Source organism: Methylobacterium ajmalii (genome assembly GCF_016613415.1).
In the GTDB taxonomy this organism is placed as follows: Bacteria; Pseudomonadota; Alphaproteobacteria; order Rhizobiales; family Beijerinckiaceae; genus Methylobacterium; species Methylobacterium ajmalii.
This window is the reverse complement of the sequence record NZ_JACWCT010000090.1, coordinates 1-25,137: the sequence shown is the minus strand read 5'-3', so window position 1 is coordinate 25,137 and position 25,137 is coordinate 1. Positions and strand designations below refer to the sequence as shown.

General features: G+C 72.2%; 22 protein-coding genes and 1 pseudogene. 16 read left to right on the top strand and 7 right to left on the bottom strand.

All coding sequences use genetic code 11. The features are described from left to right. The 5 genes from HPY23_RS33175 to tssH form a co-directional block, all read right to left on the bottom strand. A partial coding sequence (locus HPY23_RS33175; protein WP_268927390.1) for a contractile injection system protein, VgrG/Pvc8 family occupies positions 1–435 on the bottom strand: 435 nt, incomplete at its 3' end. A gap of 67 nt (positions 436–502) precedes the next feature. Further along, positions 503–1,519, bottom strand: a complete 1,017-nt coding sequence (locus tag HPY23_RS17485) for a LysM peptidoglycan-binding domain-containing protein (RefSeq protein WP_091890287.1) — start codon at positions 1,517–1,519, stop codon at positions 503–505. 106 nt (positions 1,520–1,625) lie between these two features. Beyond that, entirely contained in the window at positions 1,626–2,102 is a 477-nt protein-coding gene (locus HPY23_RS17480; protein WP_060848377.1) for an Hcp family type VI secretion system effector, read from the bottom strand. 74 nt (positions 2,103–2,176) lie between these two features. After that, positions 2,177–2,542: a hypothetical protein gene (locus HPY23_RS17475; RefSeq protein WP_200649655.1), complete on the bottom strand. Its 366-nt coding sequence runs from the start codon at positions 2,540–2,542 to the stop codon at positions 2,177–2,179. A gap of 45 nt (positions 2,543–2,587) precedes the next feature. Beyond that, complete coding sequence (tssH, locus tag HPY23_RS17470; RefSeq protein WP_200649654.1) at positions 2,588–4,804, bottom strand: type VI secretion system ATPase TssH; 2,217 nt, start codon at positions 4,802–4,804, stop codon at positions 2,588–2,590. 301 nt (positions 4,805–5,105) lie between these two features. Between tssH and tssA the strand changes: the two genes are divergently transcribed. From tssA to HPY23_RS17395, 16 genes and pseudogenes are all read left to right on the top strand, one after another. Further along, entirely contained in the window at positions 5,106–6,170 is a 1,065-nt protein-coding gene (gene tssA / locus HPY23_RS17465; RefSeq protein ID WP_060848375.1) for a type VI secretion system protein TssA, read from the top strand. A 98-nt stretch (positions 6,171–6,268) separates the two neighbouring features. Beyond that, a pseudogene (gene tssB / locus HPY23_RS17460) lies at positions 6,269–6,754 on the top strand (type VI secretion system contractile sheath small subunit); the annotation flags it as partial. A 117-nt stretch (positions 6,755–6,871) separates the two neighbouring features. Next, on the top strand, positions 6,872–8,371 hold the full coding sequence (tssC, locus tag HPY23_RS17455) for a type VI secretion system contractile sheath large subunit (RefSeq protein WP_091890290.1): 1,500 nt from the start codon (positions 6,872–6,874) through the stop codon (positions 8,369–8,371). Between the two features lie 6 nt (positions 8,372–8,377). Continuing rightward, on the top strand, positions 8,378–9,769 hold the full coding sequence (gene tssC, locus HPY23_RS17450) for a type VI secretion system contractile sheath large subunit (RefSeq protein ID WP_091890294.1): 1,392 nt from the start codon (positions 8,378–8,380) through the stop codon (positions 9,767–9,769). Positions 9,770–9,841: 72 nt separating this feature from the next. After that, entirely contained in the window at positions 9,842–10,642 is an 801-nt protein-coding gene (locus HPY23_RS17445; RefSeq protein WP_091890298.1) for a type VI secretion system accessory protein TagJ, read from the top strand. Positions 10,643–10,646: 4 nt separating this feature from the next. Continuing rightward, the gene (gene tssE / locus HPY23_RS17440) at positions 10,647–11,129 is read left to right on the top strand and encodes a type VI secretion system baseplate subunit TssE (protein ID WP_091890301.1); all 483 of its coding nucleotides are present in this window, start codon (positions 10,647–10,649) and stop codon (positions 11,127–11,129) included. Between the two features lie 113 nt (positions 11,130–11,242). Further along, positions 11,243–11,914, top strand: a complete 672-nt coding sequence (locus HPY23_RS33170) for a PAAR-like domain-containing protein (protein ID WP_091890303.1) — start codon at positions 11,243–11,245, stop codon at positions 11,912–11,914. Further along, entirely contained in the window at positions 11,857–12,336 is a 480-nt protein-coding gene (locus HPY23_RS34105) for a polymorphic toxin type 15 domain-containing protein (RefSeq protein ID WP_420891339.1), read from the top strand. The genes HPY23_RS33170 and HPY23_RS34105 overlap by 58 nt, the downstream gene beginning before the upstream one ends. Before the next feature lie 21 nt (positions 12,337–12,357). Continuing rightward, entirely contained in the window at positions 12,358–13,041 is a 684-nt protein-coding gene (locus HPY23_RS17430) for a GAD-like domain-containing protein (RefSeq protein WP_091890306.1), read from the top strand. A gap of 1,660 nt (positions 13,042–14,701) precedes the next feature. Further along, positions 14,702–16,525, top strand: coding sequence for a type VI secretion system baseplate subunit TssF (tssF, locus tag HPY23_RS17425; RefSeq protein ID WP_060848370.1), 1,824 nt, complete (start codon positions 14,702–14,704; stop codon positions 16,523–16,525). After that, positions 16,522–17,568 (top strand): type VI secretion system baseplate subunit TssG, encoded by a 1,047-nt coding sequence (gene tssG / locus HPY23_RS17420; protein WP_175540066.1) that lies wholly within the window; start codon positions 16,522–16,524, stop codon positions 17,566–17,568. Before tssF ends, tssG begins: the two co-directional genes overlap by 4 nt. A gap of 38 nt (positions 17,569–17,606) precedes the next feature. After that, positions 17,607–19,295: an Hsp70 family protein gene (locus HPY23_RS17415; protein WP_091890315.1), complete on the top strand. Its 1,689-nt coding sequence runs from the start codon at positions 17,607–17,609 to the stop codon at positions 19,293–19,295. Further along, a complete protein-coding gene (locus HPY23_RS17410; RefSeq protein ID WP_175540067.1) occupies positions 19,292–20,986 on the top strand; it encodes a J domain-containing protein in 1,695 nt (564 codons plus the stop codon). The genes HPY23_RS17415 and HPY23_RS17410 overlap by 4 nt, the downstream gene beginning before the upstream one ends. Then, entirely contained in the window at positions 20,983–21,777 is a 795-nt protein-coding gene (locus HPY23_RS17405) for a DUF1266 domain-containing protein (protein WP_175540068.1), read from the top strand. Before HPY23_RS17410 ends, HPY23_RS17405 begins: the two co-directional genes overlap by 4 nt. A gap of 13 nt (positions 21,778–21,790) precedes the next feature. Then, complete coding sequence (locus HPY23_RS17400; protein ID WP_091890318.1) at positions 21,791–22,831, top strand: hypothetical protein; 1,041 nt, start codon at positions 21,791–21,793, stop codon at positions 22,829–22,831. A 289-nt stretch (positions 22,832–23,120) separates the two neighbouring features. Next, positions 23,121–23,435: a hypothetical protein gene (locus tag HPY23_RS17395; RefSeq protein ID WP_200646651.1), complete on the top strand. Its 315-nt coding sequence runs from the start codon at positions 23,121–23,123 to the stop codon at positions 23,433–23,435. A 40-nt stretch (positions 23,436–23,475) separates the two neighbouring features. Here the strand turns inward: HPY23_RS17395 and HPY23_RS17390 are convergent, their stop codons facing one another. Both HPY23_RS17390 and HPY23_RS17385 read right to left on the bottom strand, forming a co-directional pair. Further along, positions 23,476–24,516, bottom strand: coding sequence for a serine/threonine-protein kinase (locus tag HPY23_RS17390; protein WP_091890324.1), 1,041 nt, complete (start codon positions 24,514–24,516; stop codon positions 23,476–23,478). Then, the coding region (locus tag HPY23_RS17385) for a PP2C family protein-serine/threonine phosphatase (protein ID WP_200649653.1) at positions 24,513–25,137 on the bottom strand (625 nt) is incomplete at its 5' end. The genes HPY23_RS17390 and HPY23_RS17385, both read right to left, overlap by 4 nt.

Here is a 25,137-nt window from a genome sequence, read left to right as displayed (position 1 = left end):
CTTCTGCGGCGGGCGGGTGACGCCGGCGAGGGTGTAGTCGCGGATGCCGTGCTCGGCGCAGAGCGTCTCGACCACCTCGAGCGTCGACTGGGTCAGGAAGATGCGGCAGTCGCTGCGCTGGCTCATCAGCCACAGGCGCGGGCGCAGGGTGAGCGCGTATTGGCGCGCGCCTCGGGTGACGATCGGCCCCTCGTGCAGCTCGGTGACGAGGCCGTTCCAGACCCGCTGCGAGCCGTCGGCCAGCGTGAGGGCGAGATCGGCGGCGGTGCCGACGATCTCGTCGGGGCGGACCTCGTCGCGTTGCGCGCGGACGCGGGCCTGGATGGTGAAGAGGCGGTTGATGCCCTCCTCGACCTCGAGGCGCTCGAGCAGGAGGACGTCCTCGCCGAGGACGGTGTCGATCGCCATCAGGCGCCCGGCCTGGGTGTACATCATCGCGAGCCGCTCCCCTGATCGCTCCCTCGGCCGCTCACCGGCGGCCCTCCTGCCCCGACCCGTCCGCTCAGCCGCCGATCTGGACCGGCGTCCACGACGAGGCGGTCGCCGCGACCGGGTCGATGTCGCGGCCGCCTTGCGCCGCCAGGGTCGTCGCCGCGTCGGCGAGCCCGTTGCCGGCCGTCACCGCCGTTTCGGACAGGGTCGCCCCGAGGATCGCGACGGACGGATCGGACACCCCGTCGAGCCACAGCCAGCCACCCTGCCCGTCGGCCGCCGCTCCTTGCGCCCCCGCGAGGGCGACCTGCGCCACCACGCCTTGCGTCAGGTAGGCGTGGCCGGCGATGCGGCCGGCGAGGTCGGGCAGCGCCAGCCGCGCGGTCCAGGCCGGCGCGCCCCGGCCGGTCGTCCCCCGGGCGAGCGCGGCCTCCGGCGGCGGTGCGCCGGCATTGAGCGCGAGCGGGGTCTGCAGGCGCAGGCGTGCGCGTCCCGGATTCCAGCCGAGCCGGGTCTGCGGCGCGGCCAGAAGCCGGCCGAGCAGCATCGCCGACAGGCTGCGCGCCTGGCCCTCGGCGCTGCGGTTGCTGTAGCGCAGGAGCGGCACCCGGCCGGTCTTCTGCAGCAGGACGAGGCCCGAGAGCGTGAGCGTCGCGGTACCGGATTCGCCCCGCAGCGCCACCTGGACGCCGTCGAGGTCGAAGGCGTGGGCGAAGTCGTTGACGAAGGTCTCGGCGGCCGGGTTCGGCGCGAGGCCGCCGGTCGTCAGCGTGGCCCCCGCCTGGGCGCCGCGGATGCCGCCGATGAGGCCGCCGCCGCCGAGTCCCGAGGCCGGGGCGCCGCCCTTGGTCGCCGCGCTCGCCGGCGCGCGGCGCTGGGTGGCGCGCCCCTCCGCCGGCGGCAGGTAGATCGCCTGCCCGGGGCTGAGCCGCCCCGGATCGGAGATCGGCCGCTCGGTCAGCGCGACGATGTCGGGCCGGTTGTTGTAGGCGTAGAGGTCGGGCCAGCGCACCGGGTCGCCGTAATGCGCCTCGGCGACGCTCCACAGCGTGTCGCCGGCCTTGAGCACGTAGCGGACGGGCTTCATGATTCCTCCGGACAAGCGGGCGGGCCCGCCGGTCGGCGCGGCCGCGATGGGGGCGGGAGGCGCGCGCGGCGCCTCCCGCCTGCCGGTACTGAGAGGGGATCCGCGGTCAGGACGACCGGGCCGTGGCCAGGTCGTAGGACGCGATCATCGGCGACTGCGACGCGTTCTGGTTGTCGGACGGCGTGTACTTCACGTCCATCTTCGTGAAGTTGAGCGTCACCGTCTCGAGCGGCCGGTCGCCGGTGGTGCCGATGGTGTAGCCGGCGATCAGCGTGTTGTGCAGGGTGAACTCGATGTAGGTGTCGCCCGGGTTGCCGGTGGTGACGAGGTGGATCACCGCCGTCTTGCCGTTGCGGCCCGAGCAGGCCTCCTGGAAGAGCTTGGTGGTCGAGGAGTCGCTGACCTTGGTCAGCGTGACCTCGCTCACCGTCGGCTCGGAGGCCTCGCGGTTGGCCGCCGAGCCCGCGAAGGTGTTCATGTTGCGGGTGACGTTCCAGTGCAGGGACTCGATGTCCATCCAGCGCCGGTGCGTCTCGTGGGTGGCATCACCCTGGATTCCGTCGATCTGCAGGTAAATCGGCATGGTCGTGTGATCCCTGTCGTCTCGTGTGGTGGATGCGGGCAGCCTCCGGCCCGTGCGAGATCGCCGGACGCGCCTCAGGCGACATCCGGCGGGGGTGCGACCGGGGGCGACGCGGCCCCGGCGGTTGCTCCGGTGGCGGGCGCGGCCGCGAAGCCGCCCTCCCGCGTGACGGTGAGTGCGATGGGCGGCACCGCGGCCCCGTCGAGGGCGCGGGCCAGGACCAGGTCCGAGAGGGCGGGCAGCACCTCGCGGGTGAGCGCCCCCTCGATCGCCCGCGCGCCGATGTCGGCGGCGAGACACCGGGCGACGAGGGCGTCCTCGACCGCCGGGTCCCAGGCGAGGTCCGCCCCGTGGGCCGCGGCGACGCGCTCGCGCACCCGCTCGAGCTGCAGCCGGGCGATGCGCGCGAGGATGTCGGGCGAGAGCGGCCGGTAGGGCACGATCGTCATCCGGCCAAGGAAGGCCGGCTTGAAGTGGCGCAGCAGCTACGGGCGGATCGCCTCGACCAGGGCCTCGCCCTCCGGCATCGTCTCCGGGTCGGCGGCCAGCGCCGCCAGGGTGTCGGAGCCGGCATTGGCGGTGAGCAGGATCGTGGTGTTGCGGAAATCGACGTCGCGGCCCTCGCCGTCGCGCAAGGAGCCCTTGTCGAAGACCTGGTAGAACACGTCCTGGACGCTCGGATGCGCCTTCTCGACCTCGTCGAGGAGCAGGATGCCGTAGGGCCGCCGCCGCACCGCCTCGGTCAGCACGCCGCCCTCGCCGTAGCCGACATAGCCCGGGGGGGCGCCGACGAGGGAGGAGACTTTGTGCTCCTCCTTGAACTCCGACATGTTGACGGTCGTCAGGCTCGCCTCGCCGCCGTGCAGCGCCTCGGCCAGCGCCAGCGCGGTCTCGGTCTTGCCGACGCCCGAGGTGCCGACCATCAGGAACACGCCCGGGGGCTTGCGCGGGTCGGCGAGGCCGGCACCCGCGGTGCGGATCGCCGCCGCGATCGTGGCGAGCGCGGCGTCCTGCCCGGTGACCCGGGCGCGCAGGCGGTCCTCAAGCGCCTGCGCGGCCCGGGCGGCATCGCGCACCAGGCGCCCGACCGGGATGCCGGTCCAGCGGGCGATCACGGCGGCCACCGCCCCGCGGTCGACGTCCGGGTGGACCAGCGCCGCCTCGCCCTGCAGCCGCACGAGTTCGCCCCGCAGGGCTGCCAGGCGGTCGCGGGCCTCGGCCCGCTCCTGTTCCTGCGGCCGCGCGAGGGCGTCGATCTCGGCGATCAGGCCTCGCTCGTGACCGAGCCGGTCGCGCAGGGCCGACAGGCGCTCCTCCGTCGCGGCGAGCCGCGCGTCGAGGTCGGCAAGGTCGTCCGGATCGGCCTCCGCCTCGCGGGCGCGCGCCGCGCGCTCGGCCGCGAGGCCGGCCGCCTCCGCCCGCAGATCCTCCAGGGCCGCCGGCTCGGACTGGCGGCCGATGGCGACCGCGGCCGCGGCGGTGTCGAGGACGCTCACCGCCTTGTCGGGCAGTTGCCGGGCCGGCAGGTAGCGGGCCGAGAGGCGCACCGCCTCGACCACCGCCTCGTCGCGGATGACGACGCCGTGATGGGCCTCGAGCGCCGGCACCAGCCCGCGCAGCATCCGGGCCCCCGTCGCCTCGTCGGGCTCGGCCACCGTCACGACCTGGAAGCGGCGGGTCAGCGCCGGGTCGCGCTCGATGTGGCGCTTGTACTCGGACCAGGTGGTGGCGGCGATCGCCCGCAGCTCGCCCCGGGCCAGCGCCGGCTTGAGGAGGTTGGCCGCGTCGCTGCCCCCCGCCTGGTTGCCGGCGCCGATGAGCGTATGGGCCTCGTCGATGAACAGGATCACCGGCACCGAGGCGGTGCGGCAGGCGGCGATCACCGCGGTCAGCCGGCGCTCGAACTCGCCTTTCACCCCGGCCCCGGCCTGGAGCAGGCCGAGATCGAGGGCGCGCAGGGTGGCGGTGCGCAGGGGCTCGGGCACGCTGCCCTCGGCGATGCGCAGGGCCAGGGCCTCGACCACCGCGGTCTTGCCGACCCCGGCCTCGCCGGTGAGGATCGGGTTGTTCTGGCGCCGGCGCAGCAGCACGTCGATCACCTGGCGCAGCTCGGCCTCGCGGCCGACCACGGGGTCGATCCGCCCGGCCCGCGCCTCGGCGGTCAGGTCGCGGGTGTAGCGCTCGACCTCCGGATCGGGGGCGCCGCCCGGCCCGGCGGCCTCGCCCGGGGCGGGCGGCGCCGGCGCGGGGACCTCCGCCGCCCGGGCATCGAGCGCGGCAGCGTCGAGGCGTAGCGACGGCGCGGCCTCGCGCAGGGCCGCCCGCAGGGCCGTCGACGAGGTCAGAGCGAGGGCGAGATCGACCGGGGCGACGGCGTCGCGGCCGAAGCGGAGCGAGGCGGTGAGCCACGCCTCCTCGATCCAGCCGAGGGTGCCGCGCGACAGGGAGGGCGCCGCGGCCGCACCCCGCCGCATCCGGTCGAGGGCCGCGCTCAGCTCGGCCCGGACGCTCTCGGGCGGACCGCCGGCCGATCGCAGCAGGGCACCGAACGGTTCCGCCTCCTCGATCAGGGCGAGCAGCCAGTGCTCGACCTCGACGGTGCCGTGCTCGCGGGCGACCGCGAGGCCCACGGCCCGCTCGAGCGACCGGCGCAGGCCCGGCTCGAGGCGGCCCACGACCACGTGCAGGTCGAAGGTCGGCATGCGCGATATCCCTCCATGAGACAGGCCCCTCGGACGAGGCGTCATCGATACGGTGCGGGTGACGCTGATGTTATAGGCATACCCTCGACGGTGAAAACCCCATCGTGAGAAAATCGTACGTCTAGGCACCAGGATACCGCGGGCGACTCCGCAAATTTGGATTAGTTAGTTCTTATGCACTTTCGAACGGCTCAGGATTTTTCGCATCCTAGCGCTTACGGCAAAAAATTTGGCAGCACGTCTTCACCGCCCAGGAGACGCGCACTAGCTTCCCCTGCGAATTGGTTTGGACGCTCCTCCTATGCCGCTCGATCTCGACGACATGCTGACGCGCGTCCGGGATGACGATCCCGTCGGTCCCGATATCCGTGCGGACATCTCGGGCAGCTCGGCGTATCTCCAGCTGAAGGACGCCAGGTCGCAGGCCCGCGCCGCCGAGCGCGCCGCCGAGGCGGCCGGCGAGCCGACGGCGGTGCCGACCGCCTGGGCCGCCGTGCGCGACCTCGCCGGGGCGCTGCTCACGCGCAGCAAGGACCTGGAGGTCGCCGCCTGGCTGATCGAGGCCCTGGCGCGGATCGAGGGCTTCTCCGGGCTCGCCCTCGGCTTCGCCCTGGTCGACGGGCTGATCGACCGCTACTGGCCCGACCTCCACTCGGTCGACGAGGACGACGCCGAGGGACGGCTGACGCCGCTGGCGGGCCTCAACGGGGTCGGCGGCGAGGGCGTGCTGATCCAGCCGATCCGGATGATCCCGCTGGTGCCGGGCTACCCCTACGGCACCCACGCCCTCTGGCACGCGCAGAGCGGTGGGCGCGGCACGGGCCAGTCCGGCCAGGACTTCATGGAGGCCCGGGCGGCGACGGCTTCGGATGTCCTGCGGGCCCATGCCGAGACGGCGCGGACGGCCCACGCGGCCTTCCTGCGCATGAGCGCGACGCTCGATGCCTTCTGCGGCACCGACGCACCGCCGCTCGCCAACATCCGGGCGGTGCTGGAGGAGGTGCTGGACATCTATCGCGGCCTGCTCGGCACCGCCTGGGCGGAGCCGGCGAGGCAGCCGGCCCCGCCGGAGGATCCCGCATCCGAGGCGCGCCCGTCCCCGCCGGCCGCGCCCGGCGCCCGGCCCTCCGGCCCCCGCGCCATCGCGAGCCGCGACGAGGCCTTCGACGAGCTCCTGACCATCGCCGCCTATTTCCGGCAGACCGAGCCGCACTCGCCGATCTCCTACGCTCTCGAGACCGTGGTGCGGCGCGGCCGGATGACCCTCCTGGACCTCCTCGGCGAGCTGATCCCGGAGGCCGAGGGGCGGGAGCGCTTCCTGCGTCAGGCCGGGATCGAGGCCGGCGGCGAGGCGCGCGCGCCGTGACCGACCCGGCGGCGACCGCCCGAACCGTTCCCGCGCGAGCCTCGATCGGCGCCGGTGACCGGTCCTTCAACCCCTTTCATCCCTGCTGAGGTGCGTCGATGGCCAGCATTCACGAGAAGCTCGAGCGGGTGCGCAAGCCCCGGGTCCACATCAAGTACGAGGTCGAGACCGAGGGCGCCCTGATCGAGAAGGAGCTGCCCTTCGTGGTCGGCGTGCTGGGCGACTTCACCGGCGACCCGAGCCGCCCGCTCAAGCCGTTCCGCGAGCGCAAGTTCATCCAGATCGACCGGGACAACTTCGACGAGGTGATGGCCCGGATGGCGCCCGGCCTGAACCTCGTCGTCGACAACACCTTGGCCGACGACGGCACGCAGATGCAGGTGCGCCTGCATTTCGACCGCCTCGACGACTTCGAGCCGGCGGCGATCGTCCGGCAGGTGCCGGCCCTCGCCAAGCTCCTCGAGACCCGCGATTCCCTGCGCGACCTGATGACCAAGGCCGACCGCTCCGAGGACCTCGAGATCCTGCTCGAGCGCATCCTCCAGGACAACGGCCAGCTCCGTCGCCTCGTCGACGAGCTGGAGGGGCCGGGCGAGGCCGGATCGCCCCCGCCCGGCCCCTCCCCGTCCGGCAGCTCGCCCCCCGGCAAGCCGGCGACGCCCACCAAGCCCGCCCCGACCTCCGACGGAGCCGCCTGAGCCATGTCGACCATCAAGGACACCGCACGCCAGGAGACGGCGCACCCCTCTACCGCCACCGTCCCCGGCGCCGGGCTGCTCGATTCCGCCATTGCGGCGACGAAGCAGACCGATCCCGACCGCACCGAGGCGCTGCTGCGGACCCTGACGCAGAGCGCCCTGGAGGGCACCGTCAGCTTCGAGCGCAACCTCACGGTGACGATCAACCGGGCGATCGCCGAGATCGACGCCCGGATCTCGCGCCAGCTCGCCGCGATCATGCACCGGCCCGAGTTCCTGAAGCTCGAAGGCTCGTGGCGCGGCCTCAAGTACCTCGTCCATAACAGCGAGACTTCGGTCAACCTGAAGATCCGCGTGCTCAACGTCTCGAAGCGCGAACTGGGCAAGGACCTGCTCAAGGCAGCCGAGTTCGACCAGAGCCAGATCTTCAAGTCGATCTACGAGAGCGAGTTCGGCACGCCGGGCGGCGAGCCCTACGGCGCGCTGATCGGCGACTACGAGTTCTCGAACCATTTCGAGGACGTCGAGATGCTGCAGGGCCTGTCGGGGGTGGCGAGCGCCGCGTTCGCGCCGCTCATCGCCGCGGCGAGCCCGCAGCTCTTCGGCTTCGAGGATTTCCGCGATCTCGCCCGGCCGCGCGACCTCGAGAAGATCTTCGACACGGTCGAGTATGCCAAGTGGCGCTCCTTCCGCGACTCGCCGGATTCGCGCTTCGTCACCCTGACGATGCCGCGGGTGCTCGCCCGCCTGCCCTACGGGCGCGAGACCCGAATGGTCGACGAGTTCGACTTCCAGGAGGCGCCGGGCGCGCCCGGCGAGCGCCTCGCCATGGACCACGCGCATTATTGCTGGTCGAACGCCGCCTACGTGCTGGGCGCCCGCCTGACCGACGCCTTCGCCAAGACCAGCTGGGCCACGGCGATCCGCGGCGCCGAGAACGGCGGCAAGGTCGAGGCCCTGCCGATGCACGTCTTCCAGAGCGACGACGGCGACCTCGACCTGAAATGCCCGACCGAGGTCGGCATCACCGACCGGCGCGATTCGGAGCTCGGCAAGCTCGGCTTCCTGCCGCTCTGCCACTACAAGAACACCGACTACGCGGTGTTCTTCGGCGCCCAGACCACCCACAAGCCCGAGAAGTACGACCGGCCCGAGGCGACCTCGAACGCCGCGATCTCCGCACGGCTGCCCTACATCATGGCGACCGCCCGCTTCGCGCATTACCTGAAGGTGATCGGCCGCGACAAGATCGGCTCCTTCATGGAGGCCGAAGATTGCGAGAAGTGGCTGAACCGCTGGATCGGTAACTACGTCAACGCCAACGACGAGGCCGGGGCCGAGATGAAGGCGCGCTATCCCCTGCGCGAGGCCCGGGTCGAGGTGCGGGAGATCCCGGGCCGGCCGGGCTCCTACAACGCGGTGGCCTGGATGCGGCCCTGGCTGCAGATGGAGGAACTGACCACTTCGCTGCGCATGGTGGCCCGCATCCCGCGCCAGGGCTGACCCCCGATGGCCCCGGCGGGGAGTGCGGCGGACCGGGCCGGCGGCGACGCCGCGCGCCGGCGCGCCGATCGGTTGATCGCCCTCATCGACCGGAGCCTCAACCGGGCGGTCAACGCGATCCTGCACCACCCGGGCTTCCAGGCCCTGGAGGCGCGCTGGCGGGGCCTGTCCTACCTCGTCGGCGCGGCCCATGGCGGCGGTCGCGGGGGTGGGCCGGTCGCCGTCAAGGTGCTGGCGGTGTCCTGGCGCGAGCTCGCCCGCGACTTCGAGCGCGCGGTCGACTTCGACCAGAGCCACCTGTTCGACCTGGTCTACGCCCGGGAATTCGGCATGCCGGGGGGCGAGCCGTTCGGGCTCCTGCTCGGCGACTACGCGGTCGGCCACCGGGTCGACCCGGCCGAGCGCACCGACGACGTCGCCACCCTCCAGGGCATCGCCGGGGTGGCGGCGGCGGCCTTCGCGCCATTCCTGGCCGGGCTCAAGCCCACCGCTCTCGCCCTCGACGGCTTCGCCGACCTCGACGGTCTGCCGAACCTGGCAGCGGTCTTCGACGGGCCGGACTTCGTGCGCTGGAAGAGCCTGCGGGCGACCGAGGATTGCCGCTTCGTCGGCCTCCTCGCCCCCCGGGTGCTGATGCGCACGCCGCATCGGGCGCATCACCGCCCCCGGATCGACGGGTTCCCGTTCGAGGAGGAGGTGCGGGCGGACGGGGCGGCACTGCTCTGGGGCAGCCCGGTCTACGCCTTCGCCCGGGTGGTGCTGCGGGCCTTCGAGGCCTCGGGCTGGTTCGCCGACCTGCGCGGCGTACCCCAGGACCAGGAGGGCGGCGGCCTCGTCGCCGACCTGCCGACCCTGAGCTTCTCGACCGACCGGCCGGGGCTGGCGGCGCAACCCCCGGTCGAGATTCGCCTCACCGCGGCGCAGGAGCGCCAGCTCGCCGATCACGGCATCATCCCGGTCGGGCACGTGCCGTTCACGGCGGCGCTGGTCTTCAACGCCAACCCGTCGCTGCACCGGCCGGCCCGGGCCGTGGGGCTCGCCGCGGAGGAGAACGCCCGGCTCGCCGCGATGCTGCAATACGTGTTGTGCGCCTCGCGCTTCGCCCACACGCTGAAGGTGATGATGCGCGATCAGGTCGGCCGCCTCGGCGGCGCGCCGGCGGTCGAGCGGCTGATCGTCGACTGGCTCGCCCGCTACCGCCTCGGCAGCGACAGCGCCGAGGCCGAGCTGAAGGCCCGCTACCCCCTGCGCGACGCCGGCGTCGAGGTCCGCGAGATCCCCGGGCGCCCCGGCGTCCTCGGCTGCACGCTGCGCCTCCAGCCGCATTTCCAGCTCGACGACGTGGCCGCGAGCTTCCAGCTCGTCGCCGAGGTCACCACCGCCCAGGGCGCCGCCTAAGGCTCGGTTCCCCGCGGCACTCGCCCGCATCCGGGACGCCGGCGCGAGCGCCGGCCGCATCAGGAGAGCAGCATGACGGTTCTCGATACCCCCGCCCCGACCGATCTTTTGGCGGAGGGCCGCCTCGACGAGGCGGTGGCCGCCGCCGGGCGGGCCGTGAAGGCGCGCCCGGGCGACGCCGCCGCCCGGGTGACGCTGGCCGAACTGCTGATCCTGCAGGGCGCCCTCGACCGGGCCGAAGCGCAGCTCCAGATCGCCGCCGAGCAGGCGCCGGCCGAGGCGCCGGCGATCGCGATCCTGCGCCACCTGCTGCGCGGGGCGGTCGCCCGCATTGCGTGGTACGAGACCGGGGCGGTGCCGGACTTCGTCGACGGGCCGACCCCGCGCCAGGCGGAGGCGATGCGCCTCGCTCTCGCGGTGCGGTCCGGCGACGCCGAGGCGGCGGGAGACGCCCGCGCCGCCCTCGAGGCGATGCCGCCGGTCCGCGCCCGGATCGACGGCGGCGAGGTGCAGGAGGTGCGCGACGCCTGCGACCTGTCCCAGGCCGGGTTCGAGGCGCTGACGCTCGCCGGGCGCTACCTCTGGCTCGCGCCGGAGCGGATCGAGAGCCTGACCTTCGCCGCCCCGAAGCGCCCGCGCGACCTGCTGTGGCGCCGCGCCGAGGCGCGCCTTCGCGACGGGCGCGAGGCGACCTTCCTGGTGCTCGCCCAGTACCACGACCCGGAGGCGAGCGAGGCCGAGCGGCTCGCCCGCGAGACCGCCTGGATCGCGGCGCCCGGCGGGGTGGTGCGCGGGCGCGGCCAGCGGGTCTGGCTCGTCGGCGAGGAGGCGCGCGACCTCCTGACGGTCGAGCGCATCGCCGTCGAGGCGTGAGCCGATGCGCCTCCAGCCCTCCCTCCTCGACCGCCTGATCGACGACGAGCCGCAGCGGGTCGTCGACCCGCCGCGCTCCCGCGCGGACGAGCTGCGCCGGGTGCGCGAGGGCTTTCGCCGCGACTTGGAGGCCCTGCTCAACACCCGCCGCCTGCCGACGAGCCCGCCGGACGGCCTCGACATGGTGCGCGCGGCGCTGCCGCATTACGGCGTCGAGGATTTCGTCGGCGCGCCTCTCGCCACGCCCGAGCAGCGCGCCGACCTCGCCCGGGCCCTCGAGACGACGATCCAGGCCTTCGAGCCGCGCTTCCGCGCCGTGACGGTGACGGTGCTCAAGGGCCGCGACCCGCTGGAGCGCCTCCTGCGCATCCGCATCGAGGCGACGGTGCACCTGACCCTCGACCAGGCCCCCGAACCCGTCACCTTCGAGACCGCCCTCGACCCGGCGATCCGCAGCTTCTCGGTGGAGAGCCGGCATGACGGGTGAGAGCGCCGGCCCGGCCTCAGCGGTGCGGGCCCGGACGCGCGCCGAGGTGGACGCATGAGCCTGCCGCGGGAGGCTCGCGCACGGTTCGCGAGGGGATCGTCGTCGCGGAGGCGATGGACTGGTGCCGCTCGCCCACCGCGATCGTGCCCTACACGATCGACACGCACCACCAGGTGGAAGGGGCCGGCACCGCCGACAGCGTGCGCCAGACCGACGAGCGCTCGCACGTGCGGGGCTCGCTGATCCGGCAGTGCTACGGCGACGAACCAGGCGTGGGCGGGGGCGTGACGTCCGGGACGCGGGGGGCGGAATGCGAGCCGAAGACGTGGTCGTCGAGCGTGCGGGCGGAAGGGCGCCCCATGGTACGCCACGACGACGAGTGGTGGATGAACCACAGGAACACGTATGGTCGGCTGACCTGCGTCAAGGATGCGACGAGCTACGAGACGCCGGATACCAAGCCGATCACGCCGCGGATGGAGCGGGCATCATCCCGAAATGGAGACGTGCGCCAGAACGAGGCATCCGGAGAAAAATCGATTACATCTCAGTTAGCATTCCAATCCCCAATCTGTCCACGCGTCATGCCACGTCTTCCGGGACTCGGCCCCCGCGTTGGTCCGCAGCCTGTGCCACGCGTAACCCCCCGAGACTGGCACCGCGGCCAGGACCGGAACCTGGCCCTGAACCACAGCCGAGCCCACCACGACTTGATCCCGGCCTTCGAATTTCCGGATGCCGATCCGAACTCATATGCTTTGATCCAGGAAAATATGACGAGATAGAATATCGACGACAGCTTAAAATTCAACAAGATGGGATCAACGCTAAATCTTCTTGCAAGAACAAAAATGACATCGAAAGGTACGACAATTTTACACCGCAAGAGAAAAGGCGTCAAAGAGAAAGGGCCGATTACGAGAATGACGAATATTTCACGCCAAATTATTTATTGCGACATCACGGATTTTCGATGAATGGGAAAGATGCACTGCATCGTATTGATATGGTTGCTGGGGGATACGAAAAAGATTTCGCTGACATGGGCGACAGCAAGATAAATCAATCAATCGGCCCGTCATGGCGCGCCGATAGTTGTAAAGGAAAATTGAAACGCTACGCCGACGAAATGTGCAGTAAGGGCTGTCGTATGTCCGTCACAATCGATATATGCGAATCTGTGCTAGACAATGGACAAATTGCTTAAATATTGAGAGGCGTTTTCGCCATGCGAGAAATAGATGCATTTGAGCGGATCATACAAGAATTCGGCCTCCCCGAGCAATCGCAATCGATATTGCCAGAGACATTGGCAAGGCTGTCAACCCGCGTGCCGAGGGAGTTGGCGGATTTCTGGAAGCTGTATGGTTGGGGCATGTATAAAGATAGATATTTTCGCTTGTGCAATCCGGAAATGTTCGATCCATTGATTGCATATATTTTCAAAGATGATCCCGATTTTGATCCTCTAGACATGTCAGTTATTGGCTATACTGCATTCAATACATTGCGAATATGGAATAAAAAAACCGGATCAATGCTAGCATTTATGGAGAAATCCGAGATCTCAGGGGGTATAAAAGCAAAAAATCCGAATGCGAGGACACAATATCCGGATGCATTCCTGAGCGGATTGCACATTTATGATGCGCTCAGATCAAGAACACCACGTTTGTACAACGATGCTTGTGCGCGTCTCGGAAAGCCGGGGTATGATGAGGTGTTCGGCTATGCACCAGCACTTCAGATCGGCGGCGAGTGGGGCGTCGCTCATCTGCATCGTTTTAAGGCAGTCGAGCACATGACATTCCTCGCGCAACTCGGCCCGCTCATTCTAACCGAGTTGACGACTCCGAATACAGATTCCCCGATGGGTCGCATGCGTAATGTAAGATATATTGGGCGACAGTAGTTTCTGCATAATCTCGCCGCCCCTTTAGCTACTCGGCGGGCCTAGCGGTGTCGGACGAGCACGGGCTGAGCGAGGAGGCGGGCGCATGAGCCTGCCGCGGGAGGGCTCGCGCACGGTTCGCGAGGGGATCGTCGTCGCGGAGGCGATGGACTGGTGCCGCTCGCCGACCGCGATCGTGCCCTACACGATCGACACGCACCACCAGGGTGGAGGGAGCGAGCATCGCCGACAGCGTGCGCCAGACCGACGAGCGCTCGCACGTGCGGGGCTCGCTGATCCGGCAGTGCTACGGCGGCGAACCAGGCGTGGGCGGGGGCGTGACGTCCGGGACGCAGGGGGCGGAATGCGAGCCGAAGACATAGTCGTCGAGCGTGCGGGCGGAAGGGCGCCCCCATGGTACGCCACGACGACGAGTGGTTGATGAACCACAAGAACACGTATGGTCGGCTGACCTGCGTCAAGGATATGACCGCTTCCGGAAGCCACATCCCAAACTTGCAGTCGATGCTCGGAACGGACTTACACCGCCTATAGGCTCGATAACATGGATTTTTTTACGAAACAGGGTTGAGACGTGAAATATCCGGACGGCAAGAACATTAAGATCGGATATATTGTAGATCTTGGAGGCGGAATGGAAGGGGTGGTTTTAATAGATGTTGAAAATCACAAATTTACGGACCGATTCGACATGAGTGTTGTTATTTTTCTTGGAGACGGAATAATGATTGACACAAATAAGATCGGCTTATTGCATCTGCCTGCGAATCACGATCATTACATAAGACTCGTGCGGCGCAAGACATGAGACACGCCCATTGCAATATTCGCAAATATTAATAAATCATATATCCGATAATTCTACACTTTTCGTGATCCTCGCGCAGTTCGGCGAGCCGCAGAACACCCACAGGCTCGCGCTTGACGAGGCGGCACGCGACCGCGACCGCAGGCCCGACATGCTGAATGCTTACGGATGCGGAGAACGGCGCGACACCGACGACATGTGCGACCGGCGGTGCCGACCATCCATCGCGACCGAGCCTGTGAGATTCCCGGGGCAACTCGGCCCGCTCGTGCTGACCGAGTCGACGGGCCCGGATACCGACGCGCCGATGGGAAGCATACGAACATCGAGGTCTATCGGCGAACGATAGCATCTCATCTTCCAGTGCCCGGCGAAAACGTCGACATCCCGGATCTTGGGCGCCCGATGGAATCGCCCGATCTGGCGGAAAGCGCGCGGCCGGTCCCCAGAACCGTGAACGCCTCGTCAGGGCCGGCGCAGCGCTCGGAGCGGACGGGCAAGCGGCGGGTGCGGCGCAACGGCGGGTTGGCGTCCGGCGTCCGTGGCCGGTCGTGGCCGGTCGTGGCGATTGGCATCGGGCGGGACGAGGCCGAGCGGCGCGGGGCATGGACCGGCCACGGGACGGCGCTCGGTCCGCGCCCCCCGGTCCCTCGGGTCGGGACCGGTGGCAGCCCCCGTTTTCCCTCCGGCACCACCGGCCCGGGGAAGGTTGCCGCCACGGGTTGTCCGGTCCGGGCGAATTTCTGCTGTTGCGCCCGTGGCCGGGTTCGCCGGGCCGCCCTATCCTTTCCCTTAGGTGAGGTTGTAGCGGTCCGCGCCGCGACGCCGACCCCGAGGCCGGAGCCGCCGCCCGTGAACGACCGCCTGTACGGCTTCTACAATTCCGAGCTCGAGGCCCTGCGCGGGCTCGGCGGGCAATTCGCCCGGGCGCACCCGAAGATCGCCGGCCGGTTGCGGCTGTCGCCGGACGCGGTCGACGATCCCCACGTCGCGCGGCTGATCGAGAGCGTCGCCTTCATCGCGGCGCGGCTGCGGCTCAAGCTCGACGACGACTTTCCCGAGATCGCCGAATCGCTGCTCGAATTCCTCTATCCGCACTACCTCGCGCCGATCCCCGCGCTCGCGGTCGCGCAGATCGACTTCCCGCCCGACCTCAAGCAGGCGATCGTCCTGCCGCGGGGCACGAATGTCGAGACCGACCCGGTCGAGGGCGACATCTGCCGGTTCCGCACCACCCAGGAGGTCTCGCTGTGGCCGGTGCGGGTCACCGCCGCCGCGCTCACCGGGCGGCCGCTCGTCGCGCCGCCCTGCCCGCATGTCGAGGCGCCCGCGAGTTTGCGCCTCGTCCTCGAGACCCTCGACCCGGGGGTCACCTTCACCGATCTCGGCTTCGATTCCCTGCGGTTCTACCTGCGCGCGCCCTGGCGCCAGGCGGTGGCGCTCTACCGGCTCCTCCTCACCGAATGCGTGGAGGTCGCCATCGCCGACCATCCCGAGGACCGCTCCGCCACGTTCCTCGGCCGCGACGCGATCCGGGCCGTGGGCTTCGAGGCCGAGGAGGCGGTGCTGCCGCCCGCGCCCCGGGCGCATCCGGCCTACCGCCTTCTCACCGAGCTCTTCGCCTACCCGCAGAAGTTCCTGTTCGTCGACCTGACGCGGATCTCCGCCCGCACCCTGCGGCAGGCCGGCAACCGGATCGAGATCTTCGTCTACCTGTCGCGCCACGCCGCCGACCTGGAGCGGGCCTGCGCGCCCGGCACCTTCGCGCTCGCCTGCACGCCGCTCGTCAACCTGTTCTCCCAGCCCGCCGAGCCGATCACCCTGACCCACGCGGCGCGGGAATACCCGGTCGTGCCGGATTCGCGCCGGCACGCCACCCGGGAGGTCTACGCGGTCGAGCGGGTCACCCTGACCGACCGGGCCGGCCAGAGCCGGGACGCCGTGCCGCTCTTCGGTCGCACGCTGACCGGGTCGCACGAGGCCGGAGCGGACGAGGCCGGCGCGCTGTTCTGGCAGCTGCGCCGGCGCCACCTGCCCGAGGGCGGCGAGGGCACGGATGCGCGCCTCGCCCTCGTCGACGCGGAGGCCTCGCCGGCCTCGCCGACCGACGCGGTGCTCTCCATCGACACCACCTGCCTCAACCGCGACCTGCCGGCCCGCCTGCCCTACGGCGGCGACCAGCCGGTGCTGAAGGTGTTGCGCGGCCCGGGCGAGGTCGGCCGGCTGCGGGCGCTCACGCCCTTCACCCCGACGCTGCGGCTCGAGCCGGGCGACGGCCTGGTGTGGCGGCTCGTCTCCCACCTCACCCTCAACCACCTGTCGCTGTCGAACACCGAGGGCGGACCCGAGGCCCTGCGCGAGATCCTGCGGCTCTACGATTACCGCGACGCGCCCGAGACCCGCAGCCTGATCGACGCGATCGTCTCGGTCACCCACCGGCGCACCACCGCCCGCGTGGCGGAGGGCGGCCTCGCCCGCGGCCTCGACATCGAGGTCGAGATCGACCGCCGCTTCGCCGAGCCCGGCGCCGCCTTCCTGCTCGGCCAGGTCCTCGACCGGTTCTTCGGCCTCTACGTCAACCTCAACAGCTTCACCCGTCTGACCCTGCGCGAGCGCGGGGCGGCGGTGCCGATCAAGACCTGGGCACCGCGCTCGGGCGCGAAGGCGCTGGCGTGAGCGGCGCCGGCGAGACGCGGACCCTCGGCGCGCGCCTCGACGCCGAGATCGACCGGTTCGACCCGTTCGAGGCCCTGCGCCTGATCGAGGCGTTCCGGACGCCGGCCGGCGGGCGCGACGGCGAGGGCCGGGCCGGCGACCGGGACGCCGTTCCCGAGCCCGCGCTCGCGGTCGGGGCGGTGACGAACCGCCACGTCGCCACGCCGCTCGCCGCCCCCGGCACATTCGGGCTCGACCGGCGCGGCCTGCCGGAGACGGCCTTCGTCGGCCTCGTCGGGCCGCTCGGACCGCTGCCGCCGGTCTATACCGAGGTGGTCCTGCGCGAGCGGCGCGCCCGCAGCCCGGGGCTCTCGGCCTTCCTCGACCTGTTCCTCGCGCGGGCGACCGCCGCCTTCCTCGACGCCGACGACAAGTACCGGCTACCGGCCCGGATCGCCCGGCACGGAATCGACGGCGGCGACCGGATCACCGAGGCCCTGCGCGGGCTCGCCGGCCTGATGCTGCCGGCCCACCGCGGCCGCCTCGCCACTCCCGATTCCGAGCTCCTACCCTATGCCGGGCTCCTCGGCCGCGCGGTGCGCTCCGCCGCCGGGCTTGAGGTGCTGCTCGCCGACCGGCTCGGCCTGCCGGTACGGGTGGAGCCGTTCCGGGTCCGCCGCCTGCCGATCGCGCCCGAGGAGCAGACGAGGCTCGCCGGGCCCGCCCCGGCCTATGGCCGCCTCGGGGTCGACGCGGTGGCGGGCGCCGGCGTCCTCGACGCGACCAGCACCTTCCGGGTCGTCCTCGGCCCGGTCGACGCCGCGGCCTTCGCCGACCTCGCCCCGGGCGGCGCCCGCATGGCCGAGCTCGTCGAGTTGGTGCGGCTCTACATGGATCCGGGCCTCGACTTCGACGTGCAGGTGCTCCTGCGCAAGGAGGACGTGCCGGAGGCCCGGCTCGGCGCGGACGCGCCGGCGCTGGGCTGGAACGCCTGGCTGCGCCAGCTGCCGGCGGAGCGCGACGCCGATCAGTCGGTCTTCGACCCCATGCAGGGCGCGCTCTGAGGCCGCGCGACCGCCGCGACATCGAGAAGGAAGGATGCATGATCGTCGGTATCGATCTGGGAACCACCAACAGCCTCGTGGGCGTCTGGGCCGAGGGCGAGGCGAGGCTGATCCCGAACGTCTACGGCGAGGTCCTGACCCCCTCGGCGGTCTGCCTCGACCGGGACGGGACCGTCGCGGTCGGCCGCCCCGCCCTCGACCGGGTGGTGGCCCAGCCCGGGCTCGCGGCGGCGGCGTTCAAGCGCTTCATGGGCAGTTGGCACGAGGTGCGCCTCGGCGGCCGCAGCTTCCGCCCGGAGGAGCTGTCGGCCTTCATCCTGCGCCAGCTCAAGTCCGACGCCGAGGCCGCGCTCGGGCGCGAGGTCACCGAGGCGGTGATCACCGTGCCGGCCTTCTTCAACGACGTGCAGCGCCGGGCGGTGCGCGCCGCCGGCCAGCTCGCCGACCTCAAGGTCGAGCGCATCCTCAACGAGCCGACGGCGGCCGCCCTCGCCTACGGCCTCCAGGCCCGCCACGCGGAAGGCGGCAAGATCCTGGTCTTCGATCTCGGCGGCGGCACCTTCGACGTCTCGGTGCTGGAGATGTTCGACGGCGTCATGGAGGTGCGCGCCACCGCGGGCGACGCCTTCCTGGGCGGCGAGGACTTCGTCGACGCGATCGTGGCCTGGTTCGAGGCGACGACCGGGCTCAGCGGGGCCGATCCCGGCGTCCGGGCGCGCCTGCGCCGCCAGGCGGAGCTCGCCAAGCGCGCCCTCGACCGGGAGCCCGAGGTCGAGATCCGGATCGAGGCCGGCGACCGGGAGCACCGGGCCGTCCTCACCGCGGCACGCTTCGCCGAGCTCGCCGAGCCGCTGCTCGCGCGGCTCCGCCGCCCGGTCGAGCGGGCGATGGGCGATGCCCGGCTCGATCTCGGCGACCTGTCCGACGTGGTGCTGGCCGGCGGCGCCACCCGGGCGCCGATCGTGCGCCGGCTCGCCGCCCGGCTGTTCGGCCGGCTGCCGCTGTCGAGCCTCGACCCGGACGAGGTGGTGGCCCGCGGCGCCGCGGTCCAGGCCGGGCTCAAGGCCGGCGACGCCGCGCTCGAGGAGACGGTGCTCACCGACGTGGCGCCCTTCACCCTCGGGGTCGAGGTCTCCGAGCCCGACGCCTCCGGCCGGCTGCGCCCGGGCCTCTACATGCCGGTGATCGAGCGCAACACCCTGATCCCGGTGAGCCGGACGAAGACCGTGCATCCATGCGTGGACGACCAGCGCCAGGTGACCTGCGCGGTGTTCCAGGGCGAGAGCCGGCTGACCAGGGACAACATCCCGCTCGGCGAGTTCACCCTGACCCTGCAGCCGCGGCCGATCGACCGGCAGGCGCTGGAGCTGCGCTTCACCTACGACGTCAACGGCGTGCTCGAGGTCTCGGCCACCAGCACCGTCGACGGGCGCAGCGAGCGGCTGGTGATCCAGAACTCGCCCACCCCCCTCGACCCGGCCGAGATCGAGGCGCGGCTCGCCGCCCTCGCCGACCTGAAGATCGCCCCGCGCGACACCGAGGCCCACCGCGCCCTCCTGGCCCGCGGCGAGCGGCTGTTCGCCGAGGCGCTCGGCGCCCCGCGCGAGGCGGTCGGTCGGGCGATCGCGGCCTTCGAGCGGGCGCTGGATTCCGGCGAGGCCGAGGTCATCGCCAAGGCCGCGGACGACCTGCGCGCGACGATCCGCAGCCTGGAGGGCGCCCCGTGACCGGGCCGTCCGGTCCCGCTCCGGCGGAGGAGACCGGGGTGGCGGACGGGCGTGGGGCGGCCCTCGCCCTCCTCGGCCTCGAACCCGGGGCGGACGAGCGCGCGCTGAAGAGCGCCTATGCGCGCCGGCTGAAGGCCGTGCGGCCCGACGTCGATCCGGAGGGATTCCAGGCCCTGCGCGCGGCCTACGAATCCCTGCGCGGCACGCTCGGCGATCCGGGGGCCGGGGCGGAAGCCCGTCCCGCCCCGACCGTGGATCCGGCGGCCCGCGACGACCTCCTTCACCGCCTCGACGCGCGCCGGCGCCGGGGCGATGCGGCGGGCGCCCTGGCGGTCGTCGACGCGGCGCTCTCGGGCGGCCTCGACATCGCCTGGCGCGAGAGCGTCGAGGACGGCCTGTTCGACGGTCTGGCCCGCGACCCCTCGGCCGGCCCCGCGCTGCTGCGGGGGTTGTCGGAGCGCTTCGCCTGGGGCGAGGCGACGACGCGCCAGGAGGCGCGCGACGCGGAAGGGCTGGCGCTGCTGCGGCAGCGGATCGAGGGAATGGACATCGCCGACGCCCTGCGCGGGCGCGCCGAGGCGGTCCGCCGGGGCGAGGGCGCGCCGGGGGATACGGTGCTGCTGCGCCTGCTCGGCCCCTACCGGGTCGGTCTGTTCGACCGCGGCCTCGACGATGCCGAGCGCGAGGTCGCCGTCGAGGTGCTGAACGCCGTGATCGGGCCGCTCGCCGAGGTCGACGGACTGATCGACGCGCGCACCCTCGCGGCCCTGCGCGGCGCCCTCGGGGCGGCGCCGCTCGCCGCCGCGCCGTCCGCGGCCGTCGCGCCACCGGCCGAGGCCGCCGAGGCCGCGAGCCGGGCGCCGATCAACCCGCCGAGCCGATGGAACTGGTCGTCGCTGGGCATGGTCTGGCTCGCCCTCGTCATCCTGGGCAACGTCGCCAAACTCTGGGAGGGCAGGTCGGAGCCGCCGGCCCCCGCGGCCGTGTCCTCGCCCTCGTCCTCACCTTGGCCGGTGCGGGAATGGGCGACGCGCCGGCCGCCGGTCGAGATGAACTTTCCGGTGCACACGCGACAGGCCGACGGACGCCTCGGGCTCGACCTCTCGACGCTCCTGTCCCCGGAGGCCCGCGCGGTCCTGAAGGCGGTGCGCATCGGCCCCCCCGACCGCAAGCCCGCCAGGCTGGACCTCGCGGCGATCGAGCGGGAGCCGATCCGCTTCGCGCCGCCCGGCGGGACGACGCTGCGGGTGCAGCTGGTGTTCGACGACGATGCCGTCACGGAGTTCTACGACTTCGATCTCGCCGAAGCCGTGCGGGAGGCCGAGGCCGAGGACGACCCGGCCTCGCAGCCCTCCGCGCCGGAAATCCATTTCCAGCCGAAGCTGACCGTCCGGGACGGCACCCTGTATCTCGACCTGTCGGACATCCTGCGGCCCGCCAACCGGGCGGGCCTGCGCGAGATCCGGCTGCGGGCGGCGCCCGGGGCCCCCGAGCGGGTGCTCGACTGGGACGCGATCGCGGCGGCACCGCTCCAGCCGATCCCGACGACCTCCGAGCGGACGACGCTGCGCATCGTCACCCGCAGCGGGGCGAGCAGTGCGGAGCAGGTCTACGACCCGGCCGCGCTCCTGGCCGCCCACAAGCGGCAGAGCGAGCGGGCCGCGTCCCCCAGCCCCGAGCCGTCCCGATGAGCGAGCCGCCCTTCCTCTACCTCGACGACGCCGGCTACCGGGGCGAGCCCCTGCGCTCGGCCTACGCGCTCGGCGCCTGCTACAACCTCTACCACGAATATCCGGTCGACCTGCCGCTCGATCCCGAGACCGCAGGGCGGCGATTCCGCCCGCAGCGCGACCGGGCGGAGGGGTGGCTGCGGCGGGACTGGTCGGTCGAGGACCGGGCCGACCTCGTGGCGGCGATGGGCTGGCTCGGCCGCGACGGTCATCGCCGCGACCATCGCGCCCTGGTGCGGCGCTACTGCGCCCTGCCGGGCCGCGCCTGGCAGGAGCGGGAGGCGATGCTCGCCGAGCACGCCGGAGCGGGCAACGATTCGGCGCGCGCCGCGCTGTGGCGGATGTGGGCGGTCGAGCGCGACCTCCTCGGCTGCCGCACTGCGTGCTTCCTCGCCTTCGACGCGGCCCGCGCCGCGCAGCTCGCCCGCAACGGCTACGTCCTCGGCTTTCTGTCGCTCGACGAGGTGAGGGCCTACCTGTTCGACCTCGCCCGAGAGGTCTCGGCCAGCTTCGGGAGCTGGCAGGATTACGGCCGCGACTTCGTCGTCGGCCGGGCGTTCTGGGCCGGCGCGTACGAGGCCGAGCCGTGGGACCCGCTGATGCGGCGCCTCGACACCGAGATCGACAGCCCCTGGCGGCGCATCCCGTTCGGCTTTCCGGAGGATGAGACCAGCCGGGGCGTCACCTCGGCCGACACCCGCGACGGGCCGTGCTGGACGCTGGAGACCGCGCCCGCCGCGGCGGCCTCGTGAGAGGGGAGATCCGATGATGGGACTGGACGCGCTGCGGGCCCGGATCCGCGACGGCCGCGCCGCCCGGCAGCGCCGTGCCGCGCTCAAGCGGCACGGTCTCGCCGTCCTGCCGCTGCGGCGCGACATGCCGGAGGCGGAGGACGGCCTCGCCGCGCTCGACCGCCTGTGGCAAGCGGGCGAACTCGACCGCTTCGACGCGCTCTACGCGGCGGCCGAGGCGCGCGACCTGATGATGGGCAACGCCCTGAAGCTCCACGTCGTGCTCTGGACCGAGCTCCTGGCCCGCGCCGAGGGCGCCGGCGACGGACCGGCGCTCGACCGCCTCTGCGAGCCCTTCGCGCGGTGGTGGGAGCGCAGCGGCACGCCGATGGCCGGTGCGGCCTACGCCTCGGCCCTGCTCTCCGCGGCTTTCGCGCATCGCGGCGGCGGCTACGTCGACACGGTGTCGGAGGCGCAGTGGGCGGCGTTCAACGCGCGCATCGAGACCGGCCGGGGCGTGCTCGACGCCTGCGCGGCGTCGGGTGCCGGCAGCCTGCCCTGGGCCTGGACGCACTACGATTACGGCCTGCACGGCAACGACGGCTTCGAGGACTTCCAGGGCCGCTTCATGCGCGCCTGGTCGCTCGACACCGCGAACTGGCAGATCTGCGTCGCCCACGGCGTGCGCCTGCTGCCGCGCTGGTTCGGCGACGGGATGGGCGACCTCGACGGCTTCGCCCGCCACGCCGCGAGCGTCGGCCAGGACCGGTTCGGCGCCGGCCTCTACGCGCTGATCTACGGCCGCGGCTACGCGATCGGCAACCACGACGTGCGCGACACGCTCTGCGACGTCGATCTGCTGATGCGCGGCTACGAGGACCTCGCCGCGCGCTATCCGTGCCAGAGCATCTACAACCGCTGGGCGGCAGGCCTGTACTTCGCGCGTCGGTACGGGGCGTGCGCAGAAGTGTTCCGCACCCGGATCACCGCGATCGTGCCCGAGATCTGGCTCGGCGACCGCGAAGAGGAGCAGGTGGACGATGCACTCGACACGATCCGGGCCGTCGGTGACTAAGCAGACTTCGCCGAAGCGGCTACCGGTTCGGCGCCGAAAATCTGCGACAAAACAAGAACCTGAGCGGGCAAAGCGTTGGCCTGCCAACGCAGGTCTGCCGAGGGCGCCGGCGCGAGGCGGCCGATGCCTCCCTGCGGCGTTCCCCGTCCTCGTTCTCGGCGCCCTCGCGGGGCCGGCCGCCGCGCAGGCGCCGTCCGGTCAGGCCGCCCCCCTCCTCAGCCCGAGGCCGGTCTTCGTCCCCGGCCTCTACGAGACCGAGAGCCGCAACAGCCGGTTCCGGGACCAGGGCGTGACGAGCCGGGTCTGCTTTCCCTCGGCCGACTACGAGGCGTTCCGGCGCGAGACGCTCGCCCAGTACGAGACCAACCCCGAATTCCTGGAAGGATGCCGGCTCAGCGACAGCCGCGAGATGCCGGACGGCTTCGCCTTCGCGATGGACTGCAAGGGATCGAAGATCGTCCTGACCTTCCACTTCGGAAAAGATTCGGTCTCCTCCACCACCCGTACGCTGATCACGGACCGGCCGGAATACTCCTCCGAGATCCTGACCCTGTCGCGCCGGGTCGGCGACTGCCCGGGCCAGGCGCCGGGCAAGGGGACCTGAAACGAGACCCGGGACGGGAACCGCAACGCCCGCCGGGCCGCTACGCGCCGGCGCGTGGCGGCCGGCGGAGCCATCCGAACACCCCTCCCCCGTCGAGGCGGTCGCGGACCGCCTCCGCGTCCGGCCGGTCCTCCGGATCGCGGGCGAGCAGCGCCCGCACCACCCGCCCCAGCCGCCCGTCGATTCCCGGATCCGGCAGGCTCGCCCGGGCGGCCTGCGCGCTCTCGCGGTCGCGGCCGGTTCCGACCCGCTCGCCGCGGGACGCCGCGGCGAGGAGCAGGCCGAGGGCGTAGAGGTCGGCCGGCGGGCCGCCGGGCCGGCCGGCGAGCTGTTCGGGGGCGGCGACCGACCACTTGCCGGCGAACTCGACGTCGGGCAGCGCCTCGCCGGCCCGGCGTACCACCCCGAAATCGATCAGCGTCGCGCCCTGCGCGCCGCCGCACAGCATCACGTTCTCCGGCGACACGTCGCCGTGGACGAGGCCGGCGGCGTGGACCGCCGCGAGCGCGCCGGAAAGCCGCCGGGCCAGCGCCGCGACGTCCTGCGGCGGCAGGGCCCCCCGGGCGCGCAACGCCTCCGCCAGGGTCTCGCCGCGCAGGAGGTCCATGACGATCACCGCGCGGCCGTCGCCGTGGCGCAGCAGGTCGCGGGCCCGGGGGATTGCGGGGTGCGACAGGGCCATCAGGGCGCGGGCCTCGCTGACATGGAGGCGCGCCAGCACCGGATCGACGGCGCGGTCGGGCCGCAGGATCTTGGCGGCGTGGTCGCTGCGCAGGTCGCGGTGGCGCACCCGGTAGATTTCGGCGAGGCCGCCGCGGCCGATCCGCTCGCGCACCGCGTAGGTGTTGGCGACGATCGTCTCGGGCAGGAGCGTGGCGTCCGCCGCGCCGGGCGGGGCGGCCGGCAGGCCCGGATCGGCGAGACGGTCGAGGGCGGAGCGGGCGGCGTCGAGGACGATGCGGCGCTCGGGCTCCGGGCGCGGCCGCCCGTCGCCGTCGCGCCCGATCGCCGCCGCGAGCGCATCGAGCCTGACCTGGACCCGCAGGGTCTCGCGGCGCGCCGCCTCCTCCTCCCGGCTCATCGCGTCTCGCTCCCCGCGCCGGAGGCGTCGACCACCACCACCGAGACGTTGTCGCGGGCGCCCGCGATCAGCGCGTCGTCGATGGCGCTCGCCACCGCCTCGGCGGGCGTGCCGTGGCCGGCGACCAGGGCGAGGCCGCGCTCGCCGAGCGCCCCGACGAGGCCGTCGCTGCACAAGACGAACCGGTCGCCGGCCCGCACCGCGCCCTCGGCCCAGTCGAGGACGAAGGCATCCTCGGCCCCGACCGCCCGGGTCACGACCTTGCGGCCCTCGCGGGTGGCGTGGTCGCGGGTGAGCGGGACGAGGCTGCGCCCGCGCAGCAGGTAGGCGCGGGCGTCGCCCGCCCAGGCGACCGCGTAGCGCCCCGCGCGCACCATCAGCACCACGACGACCGCGGCCACCACCGCGTCGGGGCCGAGGCGGCGGGCGCGGGCGCGCAGGGCCTCGTTCGCCTCGGACAGCAGCGACTCGATCGCCCCGCGGCCGGGCGATTCCGGGCCGGGCGGGAGCCCGGCCAGGCGCTCGGCCACGGCGGCGGCGGCGACATCCGCGGCGGCATGGCCGCCGGCCCCGTCGGCGACCGCCCACAGGCCGAGATCGGGCCGGTCCACCACCGCGTCG

What these genes read in the sequence shown, in the direction of transcription:
- HPY23_RS17430 (WP_091890306.1), top strand. Translation starts at nt 12,358, where the DNA reads ATGCGAGAAATAGATGCATTTGAGCGGATCATACAAGAATTCGGCCTC.
- HPY23_RS17485 (WP_091890287.1), bottom strand. Translation starts at nt 1,519, where the DNA reads ATGAAGCCCGTCCGCTACGTGCTCAAGGCCGGCGACACGCTGTGGAGC.
- tssH (WP_200649654.1), bottom strand. Translation starts at nt 4,804, where the DNA reads ATGCCGACCTTCGACCTGCACGTGGTCGTGGGCCGCCTCGAGCCGGGC.
- HPY23_RS17445 (WP_091890298.1), top strand. Translation starts at nt 9,842, where the DNA reads ATGACGGTTCTCGATACCCCCGCCCCGACCGATCTTTTGGCGGAGGGC.
- tssC (WP_091890294.1), top strand. Translation starts at nt 8,378, where the DNA reads ATGGCCCCGGCGGGGAGTGCGGCGGACCGGGCCGGCGGCGACGCCGCG.
- HPY23_RS17415 (WP_091890315.1), top strand. Translation starts at nt 17,607, where the DNA reads ATGATCGTCGGTATCGATCTGGGAACCACCAACAGCCTCGTGGGCGTC.
- tssC (WP_091890290.1), top strand. Translation starts at nt 6,872, where the DNA reads ATGTCGACCATCAAGGACACCGCACGCCAGGAGACGGCGCACCCCTCT.
- tssA (WP_060848375.1), top strand. Translation starts at nt 5,106, where the DNA reads ATGCCGCTCGATCTCGACGACATGCTGACGCGCGTCCGGGATGACGAT.
- HPY23_RS17390 (WP_091890324.1), bottom strand. Translation starts at nt 24,516, where the DNA reads ATGAGCCGGGAGGAGGAGGCGGCGCGCCGCGAGACCCTGCGGGTCCAG.
- tssE (WP_091890301.1), top strand. Translation starts at nt 10,647, where the DNA reads ATGCGCCTCCAGCCCTCCCTCCTCGACCGCCTGATCGACGACGAGCCG.
- HPY23_RS17405 (WP_175540068.1), top strand. Translation starts at nt 20,983, where the DNA reads ATGAGCGAGCCGCCCTTCCTCTACCTCGACGACGCCGGCTACCGGGGC.
- HPY23_RS33170 (WP_091890303.1), top strand. Translation starts at nt 11,243, where the DNA reads ATGGACTGGTGCCGCTCGCCCACCGCGATCGTGCCCTACACGATCGAC.
- HPY23_RS17480 (WP_060848377.1), bottom strand. Translation starts at nt 2,102, where the DNA reads ATGCCGATTTACCTGCAGATCGACGGAATCCAGGGTGATGCCACCCAC.
- HPY23_RS17400 (WP_091890318.1), top strand. Translation starts at nt 21,791, where the DNA reads ATGATGGGACTGGACGCGCTGCGGGCCCGGATCCGCGACGGCCGCGCC.